The sequence below is a fragment of the Caballeronia sp. M1242 genome (assembly GCF_017220215.1).
In the GTDB taxonomy this organism is placed as follows: Bacteria; Pseudomonadota; Gammaproteobacteria; order Burkholderiales; family Burkholderiaceae; genus Caballeronia.
Genome location: NZ_CP071129.1, coordinates 2,719,606 through 2,737,230, shown reverse-complemented (window position 1 = coordinate 2,737,230; position 17,625 = coordinate 2,719,606). Strand labels below are relative to the sequence as shown.

Genomic DNA, 17,625 nt, shown 5'->3' with positions numbered 1-17,625 from the left:
TGGCTTAGCTTGGCTTTACATGGCTTTGGCTTTGGCTCTGGCTTGAGACTATCTCTACGCGGAGCCGTTGTGTCCTGTTGGTTTTGTCGAGCCAAGGGGCTCGGCGGACGTGGCGCTCAGCGGGCGCGGAAGGTGATTCAGGGCTGATTCAAGCTGAGTGCCAATGTCGTTCTGCGAAGTGATCACTCTCTAACTGCTGCGGGCCAAAGAAAAGCTGCTTTCTTTGGTTACTTTCTTTGCAGCAGCAAAGAAAGTGACCCCCGCCCCGGGGAGGGGCAACGCTAATATACCGACGCGAATACAAGTTTCACGAAAAAAGCGGCGAGGTACCGGCGCGCGCCCCGCCCCGGGAAGAGGCAACGCTAATAGACCGACACGAACACAAGTTCCACGAAAAAGAGCGGCAGCAAAACAGAACCAAACCTGAGAATTAGCCCAAGAACCCCCCGCACATCGCCGCATACCAACCGCAACGTCCGAAGCAAAATGCAAGAACCCAAACAACGCCCGCCGCAGGCGAAAACCGAAAAGCATCAAAAAGGAAACCATTAAATTTCCCCGGCGAACAGCCGATATAACGTGCAATCAAGCGGCAGCGCCAGAAAAGGATTCGTGCATGTCCAACAACATCATCAACATCGGCTTGTCGGGCCTGAATGCGGCCCAGTGGGGCCTCACGACGACCGGCCAGAACATCAGCAACGCCGCAACGCCCGGTTATACGCTGGAGAAGGTCGCGTACCAGGAAGCGTCCGGTCAAAGCACCGGCTCCGGCTATCTCGGCAATGGCGTGCAGACCGTCACCGTCACGCGACAGTACAGCCAGTACCTGACGACGCAAGTCAACAACACGCAGTCGGCGAGCAGCGCGGCGAACACCTATTACACGATGCTCTCGCAGCTCAACAACCTCGTCGGCGATCCGACGTCGGGCATCGCGGCGGGCGTCAGCAACTATTTCTCCGGCCTGCAATCGGTGGCGAACTCGCCGAGCAGCACCGCCTCGCGCCAGTCGCTCGTCAGCAGCGCGCAGACGCTCGCCGACCAGATGACCTCCGCCGGCGAGCAATACGACCAGCTGCGCCAGAGCGTCAACACGCAACTGTCGAGCGCCGTCTCGTCCATCAACAACTACGCGCAGCAAATCGCCGATCTCAACAAGCAGATCAACGGTGCAAGCGCGTCGGGCCAGCAGCCGAACCAGTTGCTCGATCAACGCGATCAGGCCGTGACGAACCTCAGTTCGATGATCGGCGTGCAAGTGGTGCAGCAGGACGGCAACTACAACGTGTTCATCGGCAACGGGCAGCCGCTCGTCGTCGGCAATACGCAGTACGGCCTGCAAACGGTGACGTCGCCCTCCGATCCGAGCGAGCTGACCGTCGCGTTCAAGCGCACCGACGGCACGCCGCAGACCGCCGCGAACACGCAGTACATCGACAACTCCGCGCTGACGGGCGGTGTCGTGGGCGGCCTGATCGACTTCCGCACGCAGACGCTCGATCCCGCGCAGGCGCAACTCGGCGCCATCGCGACGAGCTTCGCCTCGCAACTGAATAGCCAGAACGCGCTCGGCCTCGACCTGAGCGGCAACGCAGGCGGCGCGCTCTTTTCGACCGGCACGCCCAGCGTGTATTCCGACGCGCGCAACAAGGGCAGCGGCAGCGTGGCCGTCTCGTTCGCCGACGCGTCGCAGCCTTCCACGGGCGATTACAATCTGACGTACAACGGTACGGACTACGAAGTAACCGATCCGACGTCGGGCAAGTCGCTCGGCAGCATTACGCCGCCGGCCAACAGCGGCACGTTCGACGGCCTCAACATTACCGTGTCCGGCACGATGCAGAAGGGCGACTCCTTCAGCATTCAGCCGACGCGCGGCGCGCTCGACAACTTCGCGCTGACCACCAAGAGCCCCACCGCGATCGCGGCGGCATCGCCCGCGGTGAGCTCGGCATCGACCTCGAACACGGGCACCGGCTCGATCACGTCGGCGACGGTGGCGGCGGGCTACAGCATGCCGTCGAACATCTCGCTCACGTACGACAAGGCCGCAGGCGGCTTCACGTCGAACGTCGATGTGACCGTGAACGGCACCGCGTACACCGCGAATTCGACAATTCCGTACGACGCCTCTAAGGGACTCACGATCACGTCCAACGGCGTGAGCGCCACATTGAGCGGCGTCCCCGCCGACAAGGACGTGTTCAACATCGCCGCCAACAAGGGCGGCACGAGCGACGGCAGCAACGCGCTCGCGATGGCGAACCTCGTCTCGGCGAAGTCGCTCAACGGCGGCACCGATACGCTCACGGGTTCGTACGCGAGCTACGTGAACGACATCGGCAACCAGGCCAATCAGCTCAAGGCGACGAGTTCGTCGCAGACGGCGCTGCTCAATCAGGCGACAGCGGCACAGCAGTCCGTGCAAGGCGTGAACCTGAACGAGGAAGCGGCCAACCTTATCCAGTATCAGCAGCTCTATCAGGCGAACAGCAAGGTGATTCAGACCGCGTCGTCGCTGTTCCAGACGCTGCTCGGCATCTTCAACTGAGGCAACTCGCGATGCGCATTTCCAGTTCCCAGTATTTCAATCTGAACGTCGCTTCCATGAGCGACCAGCAGAGCACGCTGGCGTCCATGTATCAGCAGATCTCGTCGGGCAAGCGCATCATGACCGCGTCCGACGATCCGCTCGGCGCGGCGCAGGCCGTGCAGCTCACGATGCAGGGCAACGCGCTCACGCAATACGGCACGAATCAGACGAAGGCGCTCTCCTCGCTGCAACAGGAAGACTCCACGCTGAGCGACGTGAGCGACGTGATGCAAAGCATCAAGACGAAGCTCGTGCAGGCCGGCGACGGCTCGCTGACCGACGCGAACCGCTCAGCCATCGCCAATGCGATTCAGGGCTATCGCGATCAGCTCATGAACATCGCGAACACCACGGACAGCGACGGCAATTACATTTTCTCGGGCCTCAAGGGCGGCACGCAGCCGTACACGAACAACCCGTCGGGTGTCGGCGCGACCTATTCGGGCGATGCCGGCCAGCGCACGGTGCAGATCAGCGCAGGACGTTCGATTGCGGTAGGCGACCCGGGCCAGTCGATTTTCGGCAGTGTATCGCCGACGGAAAGCACGCCTGTTTCGAGCGCGGCTGCCACGAACACGGGCACGGGCACGATCAGCGGCGTGAGCGTCTCCGACCCGAGCAATCCGAATAACGGCAGCACGTACACGATCCAGTTCGCCGTCGATGCCACCGCGGGCACGACGAGCTACACGGTCACGGCGGTGCCGGCGGACTCATCGTTGCCGACGACGCCGACCGCATACACGGGCAGCGCCGACATCACGGTCGGCGGCCAGAAGGTGTCCGTTGCGGGCGCGCCCGGCAATGGCGACAGCTTCACGGTGCAGCCCGCGACCGCGGGCAACAACGATATCTTCGCGACGCTCGACAACCTCGTGAGCGCGCTGAAGCAACCGACCGGATCGGACAGCGCGCATGCCGCGCTGACCAACGCGCTGACGACCGCAGGCACGAAGATCACCAACACGTTCAACAACGTGCTGGCGGCGCAGACCGTGGTGGGCGGACGCGAGCAGCAGATTCAATCGACGCAGACGGCGATGCAGACGACGCAGACGCAGAACGCATCGGATCTGGCGAACCTGACGCAGATCGACCTGGTTTCGTCGATCAGCTCGTATGAGTTGACGCAGAACTCGCTTCAGGCGGCGCAGATGGCGTTCACGCAGATTCAAAAGATGTCGTTGTTCGATTATCTGGGCGGGTAAGCGGGCGGTTTGGCGGAAAGCGGTAGTAGGTTGCGGGGCATGGTTCGGGAGAGCTTTGCCCCGTTGTTGTTTTCGGCGCCGCGCGACGACAAAGGCGTAGCGTCGTTGCTGTCGGTCGGTCTGCCGTCTCGACTGTAGACGTTGAACCGGACGAATGAAGGCACGGGTCGCTGAAGCCGATAACAGTTTGCGGGGCGTTGCTCGGGAGAGCGGTGCCCCGTCGTCGTTTCCGGCATCGCACGAGGACGAAGGCGTAGCGTCGTTGCTGACGGTCGGTATGCCCTCTCGATCGCCGCGAGTGGATATGCGTGTCGAACGATCGATGAAGTCGGAGAGAAGTAGCACAGGCTGAACCGGAAGGGTTAGCGCGCGGTATTCGCGGGGTGTTGCTCGGCAGAGCGGCGCCCTGTTGCTGCCTCTGGCATCGCACAACGACAGTGGCGCAACTTCCTTGCCGAAGTCGGTCTGCCGTCTCGACCGCCGCAATCAGATACGAGTGTCGATCGACCGATGGCGTGCGAAGGAAGTGGCAGACGTTGAACCGGACGCATAAGCGCGCGATTTCGCTGAAAGCGATAGTAGTTCGCGGGACATTGCGCAAAAGAGCGGTGCCCGATGTTTCTCTGGCATCGCACGACGACGGTGGCGCAGCTTCGTTGCTGACGGGCGGTCTACCGTGTCGAGCGCCGCAATGAGAAACGCGCGTCGATCGACCGATGAGACGCTAAGGAAGTGGCAGACGTTTCGAACCGGGCGGACAAGCGCGCGGTGTTCGCGGGGCGTTGCGCGAAAGAGCGGTGCCCCGTTGCTGTCCCCGGCATCGCGCGACGACAGTGGCGCAACTTCGTTGCTGACAGTCGGTCTGCGGATTCGACCGCCGCGCCGAGATACGTGCGTCGACCAACCGATAACGTGGCAGGCAACAAACCAAACACCGAGGCGGCATCCCGTCGCCGCCCAAAGCTCAATAAAGCGCCCCAGCCACCCGCCCGACCTGCGCGATACCCGCATCGAAGATGCGCAAGAAGAACGGCATCAGGTTAGGCAACATGAGCTGCAAGAGCAGCAAGCCGACCAGCATCGTGATCGGGAATCCCACCTGAAAGATTCCGATCTGCGGCGCCGCCCGATTCAGAATGCCCAGCGCCAGATTAGAGATGAGCAGCGCCGCCACGATCGGCAGCGAAAGCAGCAGGCCCGTGCCGAAAATACTGGTCCCATAGCCGACAAGCACGCGCCAGCCCTGCGCATGCGATGCCGCCGCCACCACGTTCGCCTCGATCGGCACGTTCTGGAACGTCGTCACGAGCGCGCTGATCAACTGCAGATGGCCGTCGAACACGAGAAACGCGAGCATCGCGAGCGTGTTCAGATAGCGCGAGATGACCACCGCATTGCCGCCCTCGCGCGGATCGTAAAGCATCGCAAAGCCGAGGCCCATCTGCTGGCCGATGAACTCGCCCGCGGCATCGACGGCGGCGAATGCGATCTGCATCGTCATGCCGATGGCCGCGCCGATCAGAAACTGATTGACGATGATCCAGATGCCCGCCGCCGAGAACACCGTGGTTTGCGGCATCGCGGGCAAGGTCGGCGCGACGATCAGCGTGATGAACGCTCCAAGCGCGATCTTCACGCGCGCCGGTATCGCCATGTGGCTCAGCACTGGCGCGGTGGCGAGGAGCGCGAGAATGCGCACGAACGGCCACAGGAACGCGGTGAGCCAGCCGTTCAGTTGCGCGTAGGTGACGGAAAACATCGAACGCTTTAGCCCGTGATCGCGGGCGTGATCGTGAACACGTGGCGCATGTAGTCGAGCAGCGTCGAGAGCATCCACGGTCCGGCGATCACGAGCGTCACGGCCACCGCGATCAGCTTCGGAATGAACGAGAGCGTCGATTCGTTGATCTGCGTGGCCGCCTGAAACAGGCTCACGACGAGACCCACGACGAGCGCGACCAAGAGCAACGGCGCGGCGAGCAACAGCGCGACGACCATCGCCTGATGCGCCATCGTCATGACGGATTCGGGTGTCATGCGCGTCTCCTTACGATACGAAACTTTGAGCCAGCGAGCCGATGAGCAACTGCCAGCCATCGACGAGCACGAACAGCATCAGCTTGAAAGGCAGCGCGATAGTCGTGGGCGACACCATCATCATGCCCATCGACATCAGCACGCTCGCCACCACCATATCGATGATGAGGAACGGAATGAAGATCGTGAAGCCGATCTGGAAACCAGTCTTCAGCTCGCTCGTGATGAACGACGGCACGAGCAGCGAAAGCGGCACGTCTTCCGGGCCGTTCATCGGCGGAGCCTTCGAAATGCGGGCGAACAACGCGAGATCGGATTCGCGCGTCTGCTTCAGCATGAACTGCTTGAAGGGCGCGACGCCGCGCGTCATGGCCTGATCCATCGCGATCTGGCCTTCGGAGAAGGGTTTGTACGCGTCGTTGTAGGCGCGGTCCAGCACCGGCGACATCACGAAGAACGAGAGAAAGAGCGCGAGGCCGACGAGCACCTGATTCGGCGGCGTGCTCGACGTGCCGAGCGCCTGGCGCAACAGCGACAGCACGATGATGATGCGCGTGAAGCTCGTCATCATCAGGACCATCGCGGGCAGGAACGAGAGCATCGTCAGCAGCAGCATGGTCTGCACGCTGAGCGAATATGTCGTGCCGCCGTTGGGGCCGGGGCTCGTGTTGAACGCGGGCAAACCCGCCGTGCTCTGCGCGAGGGCCGCGAGCGGCGACAGCGCGATGACAACCGGAAGCGCGAGCTTCACGCCCCGCGCGATGTGACGACCGACCTGCATTACTTGCTCCCGCCGACGAACTGCATGAGACGCTTGAGCGCGTCGCCAAGCCGCTGACTCTGAAAAATGACGAATGTGATAGCCATGATGTCCTGCCTCTTTCGATAGCATGAATTGTTGACTATCCCGGCCGCAAACGATGGCGCGAACAGAAGGGCAATTCGGCGCTAACTCGTTCTATTGCGAGAGCGCGTCGCCCAAAGCAAATCGGGCGTGGCCCTTGCGGAGCACGCCCGATGAATCGGCTGAACGAACAGGCTTTACTTGCCGGTACTGACGAACTTCTGGAGCCGCTTGTTCGCTTCGCCGGCGAGCGCATCGCGAAAGCGCTGGCCGAACGAACCCGGCAACGTTTGCGCGGGCGATCCCGCAACGCCGGCCGGCACTTCCGCTTCGGCAGAACCGGCGGGCATCGTGTGCAGAAGCCGCACATTGCCGGGGCCTGCGCCGAGCACGAGCCACGTATCGCCGACTTCGACCACTGCCACGCGCTCCTTGTTGCCGAGCGATGCGCCGCCCACCACCTTGACGAGCCCGCTGCGCTTGCCGCCCTGATAGCCGAACTTGCGGGCGAGCCATGCGCAGCCGAACACGAAGCCGATCACGACGGCGAGCCCGAGCAGCGTTTGCAGCACCGCGCCGAAGCCGAGCGACGGCACCGCGCTGCCTGCGCCGACGCCCGAGGCGATCTGCGCGGCATGATTCACGGCGTTCATGTCGGCGGCATGGGCGAACATCGGCGCGGCCAACACGACAACGGTGGCGAGGCGTTTCATCGATTCAGCTTCCGGATACGTTCGGACGGCGTGATGATGTCCGTCAGGCGAATGCCGAACTTGTCGTTCACGACCACCACTTCGCCCTGCGCGATCAGACAGCCATTCACGAGCACGTCCATCGGCTCGCCTGCGAGGCCGTCCAGTTCCACGACCGAGCCCTGCGCCAGTTGCAGCAGGTTGCGGATCGCGATCTTCGTGCGCCCGAGTTCCACCGTCATCTGCACGGGGATGTCGAGAATCATGTCGATGTCGTTGCGCGTCGAGGGCGCCGCGGCCTTCGACAGCGGCTGAAACACGCCCGCCGATGCGACCGGCGCTTCGTTGCCGTTCTGTTCGGCAAGCGCGCTCGCCCAATCGTCCATCGAGAGTTCTTCGTCTTTCATGTCGGTCGCGCCGGGCTGGGTGCCTTCCTGCATCAGATCACTCATAACTACCTTCCTTCGTCGAATCGCTGGCGCTGCTGATCATGTTCTGGACACGCAGCGCATATTGACCATTGAAAATTCCGTAACCGCATTCCATCACCGGCACGCCGTCCACTTTCGCGACGACCTGCTCGGGAATGTCGATCGGCAAGACATCGCCCGCGCGCATGTTGAGCAGCTTCGCGAACGACGAGCGAATCTCGGCGAGATCCACCGTCAGTTCCACTTCGGCCGACTGCACCTGCTGCGAGAGCACACGCACCCAGCGGCGGTCCACTTCGAGCGCTTCGCCCTGAATCGGCGAGGAGAGCACGTCGCGGATCGGCTCGATCATCGAGTACGGGAAGCAGATGTGCAGCGTTCCGCCGATGGAACCGAACTCGATGGTGAACTGCGTCACGATGACGATTTCGTTCGGCGTCGCGACGTTGGCGAACTGCGTGTGCATCTCCGAGCGCATGTACTCGAACTGGAGCGGGCGCACGCTGCGCCACGAGGCCGCGTAATGCTCGAACACGAGGTTCAGCAGCTTGTGGATGATGCGCTGCTCGGTCTGCGTGAACTCGCGGCCTTCGACGCGCGTATGAAACCGCCCGTCGCCGCCGAAGAGGTTATCCACGACGAAGAACACGAGGTTCGGATCGAACACGAACAGCGACGTGCCGCGCAGAGGCTTCACATGGACCAGGTTGAGGTTGGTCGGGATCGGCAGATTGCGCGTGAATTCGCTGTACTTCTGCACCTTCACCGGGCCGACGGAGATTTCCGCCGAACGCCGCATGAAGTTGAAGATGCCCACGCGCATGAGGCGCGCGAAGCGGTCGTTGATGATTTCGAGGCCGGGCATCCGGCCGCGGACGATGCGTTCCTGCGTCGCGATGTTGTACGGACGCACGCCGGCTGGCTTGTTTTCGTCGGAGACCTGGTCGATCTCGCCGGTGACGCCCTTGAGGAGGGCATCGACCTCCTCTTGCGACATGAACTCTTCGTGGCCCATGACTCTCTCGTTCCTTGATTGGGTGCCGGGCGCTTACTGAACGACGAATTCAGTAAAGAGCACTTCCTGGATGTGCGCCGGTTGCTCGGGCGTGCTGGCGGCGGCTTCGACGGTTGCGCGCAGTTCGTCGGCGAGCTTGCGTTTGCCGTCGATGCCCGCGAGGTCGTCCGGATGTTTGGCGGAGAGCAGCAGCAGGATGCGGCTGCGGATTTCCGGCATGCGTTCGGTGAGCGCGGCTTGGCCTTTCTCGTCCTTGAGCTTGAGCGTGAGGCCGACGCGCAGGTAATGCATGATGCCGTCGTCGGCTTGCAGGTTGACTGTCAGCGACTCGAGCGGGAAGAACACGGGCGGCGGCAGCGGCGCGGGCTTCGCGGGGCCGTGCGCGGACTTGCCGACCACGAAGTAGGCGCCGCCGGCGCCTGCGCCGAGCAGAACGATCGCCCCGATGGCGATGATCAGAATGCGCTTGAGCTTGCCGCTCTTCGCGGGAACGATGGGTTGCTGGTTTGCAGTAGTGGTAGCCATGAATGCGTGCCTCTTTCGATAGGTTGAATTGTTCGCTATCGCGGCTTGTCGTGATGGGTCGAACAGAGGGGGTTTTTGGTGCCTTTTTGGGGTTCTCGGGCGGGGGCGGGCTTTTGCGGTTGCCCGTTTCGCGAGGGTGCCGTTCGCGGTTTTTGCGCCGTAATGGTTGGGGCGCTCGTTCTTTCTTTCTTCGTTCGTGTAACTTGTATTCGTGTCGGTCTATTAGCGTTGCCCCTCCCCGGGGCGGGGGTCACTTTCTTGGCTGTCGACCAGAGTAGGCGCTTTAGCGCCGTACTCTGGTCCCATGCAAAGAAAGTAACCAAAGAAAGCAGCTTCTTTCTGGCCCGCAGCAGCGAGAGCGTGGCCACTCCGCAGAAAGCATTGGCCCTCAGCTTGAACCAACCCTGAATCACCTTCCGCGCCCGCTGAGCGCCACGTCCTCCGAGCCCCTTGGCTCGATAAAACCAATAGGACACAACGGCTCCACTCAGAAATAATCTCGTGCCAAGCCAAGCCAAGCCAAGCCAAGCCAAGCCAAGCCAAGCCAAGCCAAGCCAAATCAAGCCAGGTCAAGCCGAGCCAATCAACGACGTGCAACCGGATGTGCCAGAAGCACGTCATTAACGACGGGCGCGGGCACAGGCGCCGCGCGTCGTGGCGCCTGCGCCCCGGACGGCCGTGCCGAAGCCGAAGGTTCGGGAAATTATTGGCAGTGGTACGAAGCGCCCCACTGGGTTTATCGAGCCCAGGGGCTCGGGGGACGTGGCGGTCAGTGGGCGTGGAGGGTGATTCAGGGCTGATTCAAGCTAAGTGCCAATGCTTTTCTGCGGAGTGCACCTTCATTCAAAACCGCGGGCGAAAAAAGCTGCTTTCTTTGGTCACTTTCTTTGCAGCAGCAAAGAAAGTGACCCCCGCCCCGGGGAGGGGCAACGCCAATAGACCGACACGAATACAAGTTTCACGAACGAAAGAAAGCGGACCGCTTCAGAGCAGGACAACGCCAAAGACCGAAGCCAAAGCAACGCCCATTGGGGAAAGAGAAGCCCTTAAGCAAAAGTATCCACAAGCCCCACGGTCCGCCGCACGACCGCGGCAACGGCCCCGCCGCCAGCGGCCTCAAGACCGCCACCGCCAACACCCCGCCCTCCGCGAGACGAAGAAGAACCTCCGCCCTGACCATCCCCCTGGGACTGACGCCCAAACGCCGACCCATCCGAGACACTCGTGCTCCCAAGACTGATGCCATTGGCTTCCATCGCCTCGCGAAGCTTCGGCATGGCAGCTTCCACCGCCTCACGAACCTGCGCATGCTGCGACACGAACAGCGCATGCGCATGATTGTCGGCGACCTGAAGCGTCACCTGCAGCGGCCCGAGATCCTTCGGGTTCAACGTGAGTTCCGCGCTCTGCTGATCCGACTTCGACACGAACACGACCTTCTGGCTGAAAGCATCGTCCCAGCCGGATGCGCCCACGTGCGGCGCAATCGCCGCGCTCGTCGCCGACGTCATCGCGCCTTGCGGGCTCGACACCCCCGCATTCGCCGATGCCGCCTGCAACGCCACCGCATGCGCGGCCGCATCGGCGGACTGCTTGTACGCAGCGCTCGCGCCGTCGGCCGCCGGCGTCAGCGCGTCCTGCGCCGTCGCAAGCGCGGCGGCGTTCGTCTGCGCCGCGCTCGCAGCCGCGTTCTTCGCATCGCCCGATGCGCCGTTCGTCAACGCGATGCCGCGCGCGCCCTTCGCGCCCGCGCCGAGCAAGGCGCCCTGCGTTTCGCTCGTCGTCCCGTCCGTCGCCTTGGCGCCGTTCGCGCCGTTCGCGGCATTGCCGCCGGCATGCGCCGCCGCAGCCACAGCGGCCGCATTGGCCTGCGCGCCGTTCATCGCGGCGAGCGCGGCTTGCAGCGCATCCTGAGCCGAGTTCGCGTCGGTGCTCTTCTTCGCGTCGCCGGTCGCGGATGCGTCGCCGTCCGTCGATGCCGCCGTGGCCGCGCCAGTCGCCGCATCGGTGAGCGCGGCGAGCGTCGCGTCGTCGGCATCGGCATTCGCGGGGTCGGCGGCGTCGGCGCGCGCCTTTGCTTCGGCGGCCGCTTTCGCAGCGGCATCGGCTGCATTCGCAGGCTTCGCGTTCGCGTTGGCGTTCGCGCTCGCGGCGGGCTTCGACGCGTCCGCGCCGTCGCTCTTGTCCGCATGCTTCGGCGCGTCGTGCGTCGCGTCGGTCTTGCCGCTCGCGTCCGCCGATGTCGACGCCTGCGCGTCATCGCTCTTGCCGGCGTTCGCGCTGTCGTCGGGCTTCGGGGCGTCGTGCACGCTCGACTTGTCGCCGGACGTGAGCGCCTTCGCCGCGAGCGCGTCCGCGTTCGCGCGGTCGGTGATGCCTTGCAGCGTCTGCCCGAACGAAACGCCCGCGCTCGCCGCGCGCTTGGCCGTCGATGCGCTCGACGAGCTCGCGCCCGTGAGCGCGCCGATGGTTGAAACGGAGGACATGTTCGACCTCTGAAATCCTGTAATGAACTACACGCGGCGCTCGCTGCCATGACAGCAGCGCCGCTAAAAATCCGTCAGGCGCGCTCGGCTCGCATGCGCAGCACTTTCGCCGCGTGCTCGTCCGCTTCGCGCTGTTCGACACGCGCCGCCTTGCGCGCGAGAACCGCTTCGCCCCGTGCAGCCAGCACCTCGTAGCTGCCGACCTTCTGCTTCTTGAGCCGCCACTCCGGCTTTGCCGCCTCGATGCGCTGATCCGCGGTCACGAGCAGCATGCGCTGCTGCGCGATGGCCGAATCCAGCGTATCGACGAACGCCTGGAAGTTGCGCAGCGTCTGCGCCGTCGTGCCTTGCTGGGCAGATGCCGTGAAGCGCGCGTGATACTCGTCGCGGTAGGCAACGAGCGATTCGAGCTGTTTCTCGGCCTCGTTGCGTTCCTGCTGCAACTTCCCGAGCTTCTTGGTGGCGGCGTCGAGCTCTTCTTGCGCGAGTTCGATGAGCGTGTTGATCGGCAGATTCTTGGGCATGACGTGGCGGTTCCTGTGGTCTTCAGGGCTCTACGTGTTCTTATGACGAATGGCTCGAATACTAGTCGAAAAGCTGATGCAACAAATCAAGACTCGGTTCGAAATTTGCCTGCTCACGAAAACCTTGCTGTAAAAACGACTCCATCCGCGGATACAGCGCGATCGCGCGGTCGAGCAGCGCGTCGCGGCCGCTCGAATACGCGCCCACGTTGATGAGATCGCGGTTGCGTTGGTAGCGCGACAGCATCTGCTTGAAAAGACGCACGCGTTCGAGATGCTTGTCGTCGATGAGCGAAGTCATCGCGCGGCTGATGGACTGCTCGATGTCGATGGCCGGGTAATGCCCCGCCTCCGCCAGCGACCGGTTCAGCACGATATGGCCGTCCAGAATGGCCCGCGCCGAGTCGGCGATCGGGTCTTGCTGGTCGTCGCCTTCGGTCAGCACCGTATAGAACGCCGTGATGGAACCGCCGCCTTCCGGCCCGTTGCCGGTACGCTCGACGAGCGCCGGCAGCTTGGCGAACACCGAAGGCGGATAGCCCTTGGTCGCAGGCGGCTCGCCGATCGCGAGCGCGATCTCGCGCTGTGCCATCGCGTAGCGCGTGAGCGAATCCATCAGCATCAGCACGTGCTTGCCCTGATCGCGGAAATATTCGGCGAGCGAAGTCGTGTACGCGGCGGCCTGCATCCGCAGCACCGGCGACACGTCCGCAGGCGCGGCCACGACGACCGAGCGCGCGAGACCGTCCTCGCCCAGAATCTGTTCGATGAACTCCTTCACTTCGCGGCCACGTTCGCCGATCAGCCCGATCACGATCACTTCCGCGCTCGTATAGCGCGCCATCGTGCCGAGCAGCACCGACTTACCGACGCCGGAACCCGCGAACAAGCCCATGCGCTGTCCGCGCCCGACCGTGAGCAGCGAGTTGATCGCGCGCACGCCCACGTCGAGCACCTTGTGAATCGGCTCGCGATTCAGCGGGTTGATGACCGGCGCGGCGAGCGGCGCATCGACCTTCGCGCCGAGCGGGCCGAGCCCGTCGAGCGGACGGCCGGACGCATCGACCACGCGGCCGAGCATTTCCCAGCCGACCGGCAGACGCTTCGCGCCCGCCATCGGATCGTTGATCGGCGCGCTTTCCAGCGGATACACGCGCGCGCCGGGCAAGAGGCCGCCCATTTCGGTGGTCGGCATCAGAAACAGCTTGTCGCCCGCGAAGCCGACGACTTCGGCTTCCGCCGTCGGGATCGCGCTGCCGGGCGGCAGTTCGATCATGCATTCGGAGCCGACGCCCATCTTCAGCCCGACCGCTTCGAGCACGAGGCCGGCGGCGCGCGTGAGGCGCCCGCACGGACGCAGCGGCTTGGCGATGGCGTTGCGCGACTTCATCGCGTCGAGCTTGTCGCGCCACGCGTCGATGTGCGGATTGCCCGCGAGCTTCGCGAGTTCGGCGATGGTGTGCGCGGCGTGCGCGTCCGGCGCGGCGTCGCCTGCGGCTTCTTCGCTCGCGAGCGGCCCGAACGACGCCCGCGCGATTTCCTGTTCCAGCGCGGACAGCCCGTCCTGCGTGATGCGATGGTTCACCACGGCTTGTTCCTCCCGAGCGCGGCAGCGACGCGTTCCCAGCGCGACGCGTTGGTCGCGTCGATTTCGCCGGTCGCGGCGTGCGCTTTGCAGCCGCCGCGTTCGATGGCCGGGTCCGGACGCACCGTCCAGCCCGCCAATTCCAGTTCATCCTTCAGATACGAATCGACGATCGGCAAGTCCGCCGGGCTCACGATCAGCGTCGGCGCGCCCGACAGTTCCGGCTCGGCGGCGATCACTTCACGGGCGACGGCGACGAGCGCGGTCGGATCGAGCGCCAGATGCTGACGCACGACCTGCTGCGCGATATCGACGGCCAGCCCGGCCAGCGTTTCCGCGATGGCGGCGTCGGCGGCCTGAAGCGCGGTCTTGAACGCATCGGCGATCTGCGCGAGTTGCGCGGCCTGCGCGAGCGCTTCCTTGCGGCCGTCCTCGAAACCCTTCGCGTGACCTTGCTCGAAGCCCGCCTGATAGCCGAGCGCCTGACCGGCGACGTGCCCCTTGGCGACGCCGTGCGCGTGCGCGTCTTCTTCGATGCGGCGCAGATGCGCTTCGAGCGCCGCCTGTTCCGCCGCGCTGTTGTCGACGGTGACGGGATCGAACGACGCCATCTCCCAGCGTTGATACGCGGAGACGGGCGCCTTCTCGCCCCGGTTCTGGGTGGCGGCGTCAGACATACGCGTCCTCCGCCTTGCCGCCTAGCTGAATCTGGCCGTTTTCCGCCAGATTGCGGACGATCTGCAAAATCTTGCGCTGTTGCTGCTCGACTTCCGACACGCGCACCGGACCGCGCGAATCGAGGTCTTCGGCGAGCAGTTCGGCCGCGCGCTGCGACATGTTCGAGAGGAACTTCTGACGCAGCCCGGGCTGCGCGCCCTTCAGCGACACGATCAGCGTTTCCGACTCCACTTCCTTCAGCAGCAACTGGATCGCGCGGTCTTCCAGGTCGAGCAGGTTTTCGAACACGAACATCTGGTCGATGATCTTCTGCGCCAGTTCCGCGTCGTACTCGCGCACGTTCGAGAGCACGCCTTCTTCGTGATTGCTCGACATGAAGTTGAGAATCTCCGCCGCCGTGCGAATGCCGCCCATCGGCGCGCGCTTCAGGTTGTCGCTGCCGGAAAGCAGCGTCGTGAGCACGTCGTCGAGTTCGCGCAGCGCGGCCGGCTGAATGCCGTCGAGCGTCGCAATGCGCAGAAGCACGTCGTTGCGCAGGCGGTCGTTCAGCAGCGACACGATTTCCGACGCCTGATCGCGATCCAGGTGCACGAGAATCGTCGCGATGATCTGCGGATGCTCGTTCTTGATGAGTTCCGCGACCGCGCCCGAGTCCATCCACTTGAGGCCTTCGATACCGCTCGTATCGCTGCCTTGCAGAATGCGGTCGATGAGCGCGCCGGCTTTCGTCTCGCCGAGCGCCTTCGTCAGCACCGAGCGAATGTACTCGCTCGAATCCAGCGAAAGCGCCGTGTGCTTTTCGGCTTCGCCGACGAATTCGGTCAGCACGTTGTCGAGCTGCTCGCGCGTCACGTTCTTGAGCGCCGCCATCGTGGCGCCGATCTTCTGCACCTCGCGCGGGGCGAGATACTTGAAAACTTCGGCGGCTTCTTCCTCTCCGATCGACATCAGGAGGAGCGCGGCTTTATTGAGACCTTCAGCGTTCATCGGACACCCAGTTCTTCACGACCGTCGCAACGATTCTCGGGTCCTGGCGCGCGACCATTCGCGCGTAGTCGAGATTTCGATCGAATTTGGCCTTGTTGCTTTCATGACCGAGGAGGCTGACCTCGGCATCCTTGTCTTCGTCCTGCTTCGCTTCGCCGCCAAGCGTGGGACCGTCCAGCAGCGAGAGTTCGTCGGCTGCGGCGAGCGCGGGCGCTTCTTCCGGCGGCGGCGGGAACGCGCGGCGCATTGCCGGCTTCACCATGCTGAAGTAGAGGAACAGCGCGACGATGCCGATACCCACGTACTTCGCGAGCGAGATGCCGCGCGCAATCATGTCCGGCGTGCGCCACCAGGGCACCGCAGGCGTCAGGTCCGCGTCCGACGAGAACGCGCTATTCACCACGTTGACCGAATCGCCGCGCTTCTCGTCGAAGCCCATCGCGTCCTTCACGAGCTGCTGCACTTGCGCGAGCTTGTCGGCGGCGAGCGGCTTCATCGTGACGTTGCCCTTCGCATCGACCTGGCGCTCGTAGTTGACGACCACCGCCACGGACAGACGCTTGATGCCGCCCGTCGCCTGCTCGTAGTGGCGCACGGTGCGATCCACTTCGTAGTTCGTCGTCGTGTCCTTGCGCAGATTGGTCGGCGTGGAACGCGTCGCGGTCGTGCCCGACGCGGCGGCGTCGATCGGCGCGGACGCCGGCTGCGGCGGCTGGTTCGAGAGCGCGCCCGGCACGCCCGAGGCGCCGCTGCCCGACGTTTCGCTCGATTCGCTCGACTGCTGGCTGCGGATCGCCGTGTTCTGCGGGTTGGCGTTCGGGCCGTAGCTTTCTGCGGTCTGTTCGAGCTTCGAGAAGTCGATGTCGGCGCTCACCTGCGAACGCGCATTGCCCGCGCCGAAGAGCGGCGACAGAATCGCGTCGATGCGCTTTTGCGTGTTGTGCTCGATCTGCTGCACGTACTTCAGTTGCGACGCGTCGAGACCGTTGACGGCGCTCTGGCTCGTGAGCAGGTTGCCGTCCTGATCGACGATATTCACGTTCTTGACCGGCATGTCCGGCACGCCCGAGGCCACCATGTGCGCGATCGCGAGCACTTGGCCTTCGTCGAGCACGCGGCCGGGGTAAAGGTTCACCATCACGGAAGCGGTCGGCAGTTCCTTGTCGCGCACGAACACGCTCGGCTTCGGAATGGCGAGATGCACGCGCGCCGACTTCACCGACGAAATCGAACCGATGGTGCGCTCCAGCTCGCCTTCGAGCGCGCGCTGGTAGTTGATCTGCTCGGCGAACTGGCTGATGCCGAACTTCTGGTTGTCCATCAGTTCGAAGCCGACCGAGCCGTTCTTCGGCAAGCCCTGGCTCGCGAGACGCAGACGCGTTTCGTGAACCTGCTCGGCCGGCACGAGAATGGCGCCGCCGCCGTCGGACAGCTTGTAGGGAATGTTGCCCTGCTGAAGCGCGGTCACGATCGCGCCGCCGTCGCGATCCGACAGATTGCTGAACAGCACGCGATAGTCCGGCTGGCGCGACCACATCACGAGACCGGCGACGACCATCGCCAGAATCGCGACGGCGACGATCAGCGGCACGCGCGGGTTCGAGCGAAACTGCGAAAGCATTGGCACCCGCTGCGCGAAACCGCCGGCGGAAAGGCCCGCGCCCGCCGCAGGCGCGCCTGCCGCGCCCGGCTGCGCACCCGCCAGGCCCATTCTGGCGTCGGGCGTGATCAATGAGTTGTTGGGCGTTTCCATTAGCGTCGAAGCTCCGAATCTTGGCTTCTTCCCGCGCCGCAGTGTGGTCCGCGGTTGAGGAAGTCTTTTCACGAGATGGATTATCCGCACTACCTTGCAAGTCGATTCGGTGAATAGAGCGGGGTTTTCCCCGTTCTTCGTACGCTTCGAAACGGGGCCCGCTGCTAATCTTTTTCATACCCGGACGAGCCATTTTTACCGGCCCGTCCGAGCCGGCCAGACGCCGGCAATTTCACGGTCTGCATCAATTTGCTGTCACACGGA

The 17,625-nt window shown here is 63.8% G+C and carries 15 protein-coding genes; 2 read left to right on the top strand and 13 right to left on the bottom strand.

Going from position 1 to position 17,625, the window contains the following annotated elements:
- The first annotated feature begins 616 nt into the window (after positions 1 to 616).
- Complete coding sequence (gene flgK / locus JYK05_RS12795; RefSeq protein ID WP_206467223.1) at positions 617 to 2,554, top strand: flagellar hook-associated protein FlgK; 1,938 nt, start codon at positions 617 to 619, stop codon at positions 2,552 to 2,554.
- Between the two features lie 11 nt (positions 2,555 to 2,565).
- The gene (flgL, locus tag JYK05_RS12790; RefSeq protein WP_175938550.1) at positions 2,566 to 3,804 is read left to right on the top strand and encodes a flagellar hook-associated protein FlgL; all 1,239 of its coding nucleotides are present in this window, start codon (positions 2,566 to 2,568) and stop codon (positions 3,802 to 3,804) included.
- Between the two features lie 964 nt (positions 3,805 to 4,768).
- On the opposite strand, the gene fliR is transcribed toward flgL, so the two are convergent.
- The 13 genes from fliR to fliF form a co-directional block, all read right to left on the bottom strand.
- Positions 4,769 to 5,563, bottom strand: coding sequence for a flagellar biosynthetic protein FliR (gene fliR / locus JYK05_RS12785; protein WP_175938547.1), 795 nt, complete (start codon positions 5,561 to 5,563; stop codon positions 4,769 to 4,771).
- 8 nt (positions 5,564 to 5,571) lie between these two features.
- Entirely contained in the window at positions 5,572 to 5,841 is a 270-nt protein-coding gene (gene fliQ, locus JYK05_RS12780; protein WP_175938546.1) for a flagellar biosynthesis protein FliQ, read from the bottom strand.
- A 10-nt stretch (positions 5,842 to 5,851) separates the two neighbouring features.
- Entirely contained in the window at positions 5,852 to 6,622 is a 771-nt protein-coding gene (fliP, locus tag JYK05_RS12775) for a flagellar type III secretion system pore protein FliP (protein WP_206467222.1), read from the bottom strand.
- Positions 6,623 to 6,882: 260 nt separating this feature from the next.
- Positions 6,883 to 7,398: a flagellar biosynthetic protein FliO gene (gene fliO, locus JYK05_RS12770; RefSeq protein ID WP_175938542.1), complete on the bottom strand. Its 516-nt coding sequence runs from the start codon at positions 7,396 to 7,398 to the stop codon at positions 6,883 to 6,885.
- Positions 7,395 to 7,829, bottom strand: a complete 435-nt coding sequence (fliN, locus tag JYK05_RS12765; protein ID WP_175938540.1) for a flagellar motor switch protein FliN — start codon at positions 7,827 to 7,829, stop codon at positions 7,395 to 7,397. Before fliN ends, fliO begins: the two co-directional genes overlap by 4 nt.
- A complete protein-coding gene (gene fliM / locus JYK05_RS12760; protein WP_175938539.1) occupies positions 7,822 to 8,823 on the bottom strand; it encodes a flagellar motor switch protein FliM in 1,002 nt (333 codons plus the stop codon). Before fliM ends, fliN begins: the two co-directional genes overlap by 8 nt.
- Positions 8,824 to 8,856: 33 nt before the next feature.
- Positions 8,857 to 9,348, bottom strand: a complete 492-nt coding sequence (gene fliL, locus JYK05_RS12755) for a flagellar basal body-associated protein FliL (protein ID WP_175938537.1) — start codon at positions 9,346 to 9,348, stop codon at positions 8,857 to 8,859.
- 1,046 nt (positions 9,349 to 10,394) lie between these two features.
- Positions 10,395 to 11,834 carry a flagellar hook-length control protein FliK gene (locus JYK05_RS12750; protein ID WP_206467221.1) on the bottom strand — a complete coding sequence of 480 codons (1,440 nt, stop codon included), beginning with the start codon at positions 11,832 to 11,834 and terminating at the stop codon, positions 10,395 to 10,397.
- Between the two features lie 74 nt (positions 11,835 to 11,908).
- Complete coding sequence (gene fliJ, locus JYK05_RS12745) at positions 11,909 to 12,358, bottom strand: flagellar export protein FliJ (RefSeq protein WP_206467220.1); 450 nt, start codon at positions 12,356 to 12,358, stop codon at positions 11,909 to 11,911.
- 61 nt (positions 12,359 to 12,419) lie between these two features.
- Positions 12,420 to 13,946 (bottom strand): flagellar protein export ATPase FliI, encoded by a 1,527-nt coding sequence (gene fliI, locus JYK05_RS12740; RefSeq protein ID WP_206467219.1) that lies wholly within the window; start codon positions 13,944 to 13,946, stop codon positions 12,420 to 12,422.
- Positions 13,940 to 14,620, bottom strand: a complete 681-nt coding sequence (gene fliH / locus JYK05_RS12735) for a flagellar assembly protein FliH (RefSeq protein ID WP_206467218.1) — start codon at positions 14,618 to 14,620, stop codon at positions 13,940 to 13,942. The genes fliI and fliH overlap by 7 nt, the downstream gene beginning before the upstream one ends.
- Positions 14,613 to 15,608: a flagellar motor switch protein FliG gene (gene fliG, locus JYK05_RS12730; protein ID WP_206467217.1), complete on the bottom strand. Its 996-nt coding sequence runs from the start codon at positions 15,606 to 15,608 to the stop codon at positions 14,613 to 14,615. Before fliG ends, fliH begins: the two co-directional genes overlap by 8 nt.
- Positions 15,598 to 17,361 (bottom strand): flagellar basal-body MS-ring/collar protein FliF, encoded by a 1,764-nt coding sequence (gene fliF / locus JYK05_RS12725; RefSeq protein WP_206467216.1) that lies wholly within the window; start codon positions 17,359 to 17,361, stop codon positions 15,598 to 15,600. Before fliF ends, fliG begins: the two co-directional genes overlap by 11 nt.
- Positions 17,362 to 17,625: the final 264 nt, after the last annotated feature.

What these genes read in the sequence shown, in the direction of transcription:
- flgK (WP_206467223.1), top strand. Translation starts at nt 617, where the DNA reads ATGTCCAACAACATCATCAACATCGGCTTGTCGGGCCTGAATGCGGCC.
- flgL (WP_175938550.1), top strand. Translation starts at nt 2,566, where the DNA reads ATGCGCATTTCCAGTTCCCAGTATTTCAATCTGAACGTCGCTTCCATG.
- fliR (WP_175938547.1), bottom strand. Translation starts at nt 5,563, where the DNA reads ATGTTTTCCGTCACCTACGCGCAACTGAACGGCTGGCTCACCGCGTTC.
- fliQ (WP_175938546.1), bottom strand. Translation starts at nt 5,841, where the DNA reads ATGACACCCGAATCCGTCATGACGATGGCGCATCAGGCGATGGTCGTC.
- fliP (WP_206467222.1), bottom strand. Translation starts at nt 6,622, where the DNA reads ATGCAGGTCGGTCGTCACATCGCGCGGGGCGTGAAGCTCGCGCTTCCG.
- fliO (WP_175938542.1), bottom strand. Translation starts at nt 7,398, where the DNA reads ATGAAACGCCTCGCCACCGTTGTCGTGTTGGCCGCGCCGATGTTCGCC.
- fliN (WP_175938540.1), bottom strand. Translation starts at nt 7,829, where the DNA reads ATGAGTGATCTGATGCAGGAAGGCACCCAGCCCGGCGCGACCGACATG.
- fliM (WP_175938539.1), bottom strand. Translation starts at nt 8,823, where the DNA reads ATGGGCCACGAAGAGTTCATGTCGCAAGAGGAGGTCGATGCCCTCCTC.
- fliL (WP_175938537.1), bottom strand. Translation starts at nt 9,348, where the DNA reads ATGGCTACCACTACTGCAAACCAGCAACCCATCGTTCCCGCGAAGAGC.
- JYK05_RS12750 (WP_206467221.1), bottom strand. Translation starts at nt 11,834, where the DNA reads ATGTCCTCCGTTTCAACCATCGGCGCGCTCACGGGCGCGAGCTCGTCG.
- fliJ (WP_206467220.1), bottom strand. Translation starts at nt 12,358, where the DNA reads ATGCCCAAGAATCTGCCGATCAACACGCTCATCGAACTCGCGCAAGAA.
- fliH (WP_206467218.1), bottom strand. Translation starts at nt 14,620, where the DNA reads ATGTCTGACGCCGCCACCCAGAACCGGGGCGAGAAGGCGCCCGTCTCC.
- fliG (WP_206467217.1), bottom strand. Translation starts at nt 15,608, where the DNA reads ATGAACGCTGAAGGTCTCAATAAAGCCGCGCTCCTCCTGATGTCGATC.
- fliF (WP_206467216.1), bottom strand. Translation starts at nt 17,361, where the DNA reads ATGGAAACGCCCAACAACTCATTGATCACGCCCGACGCCAGAATGGGC.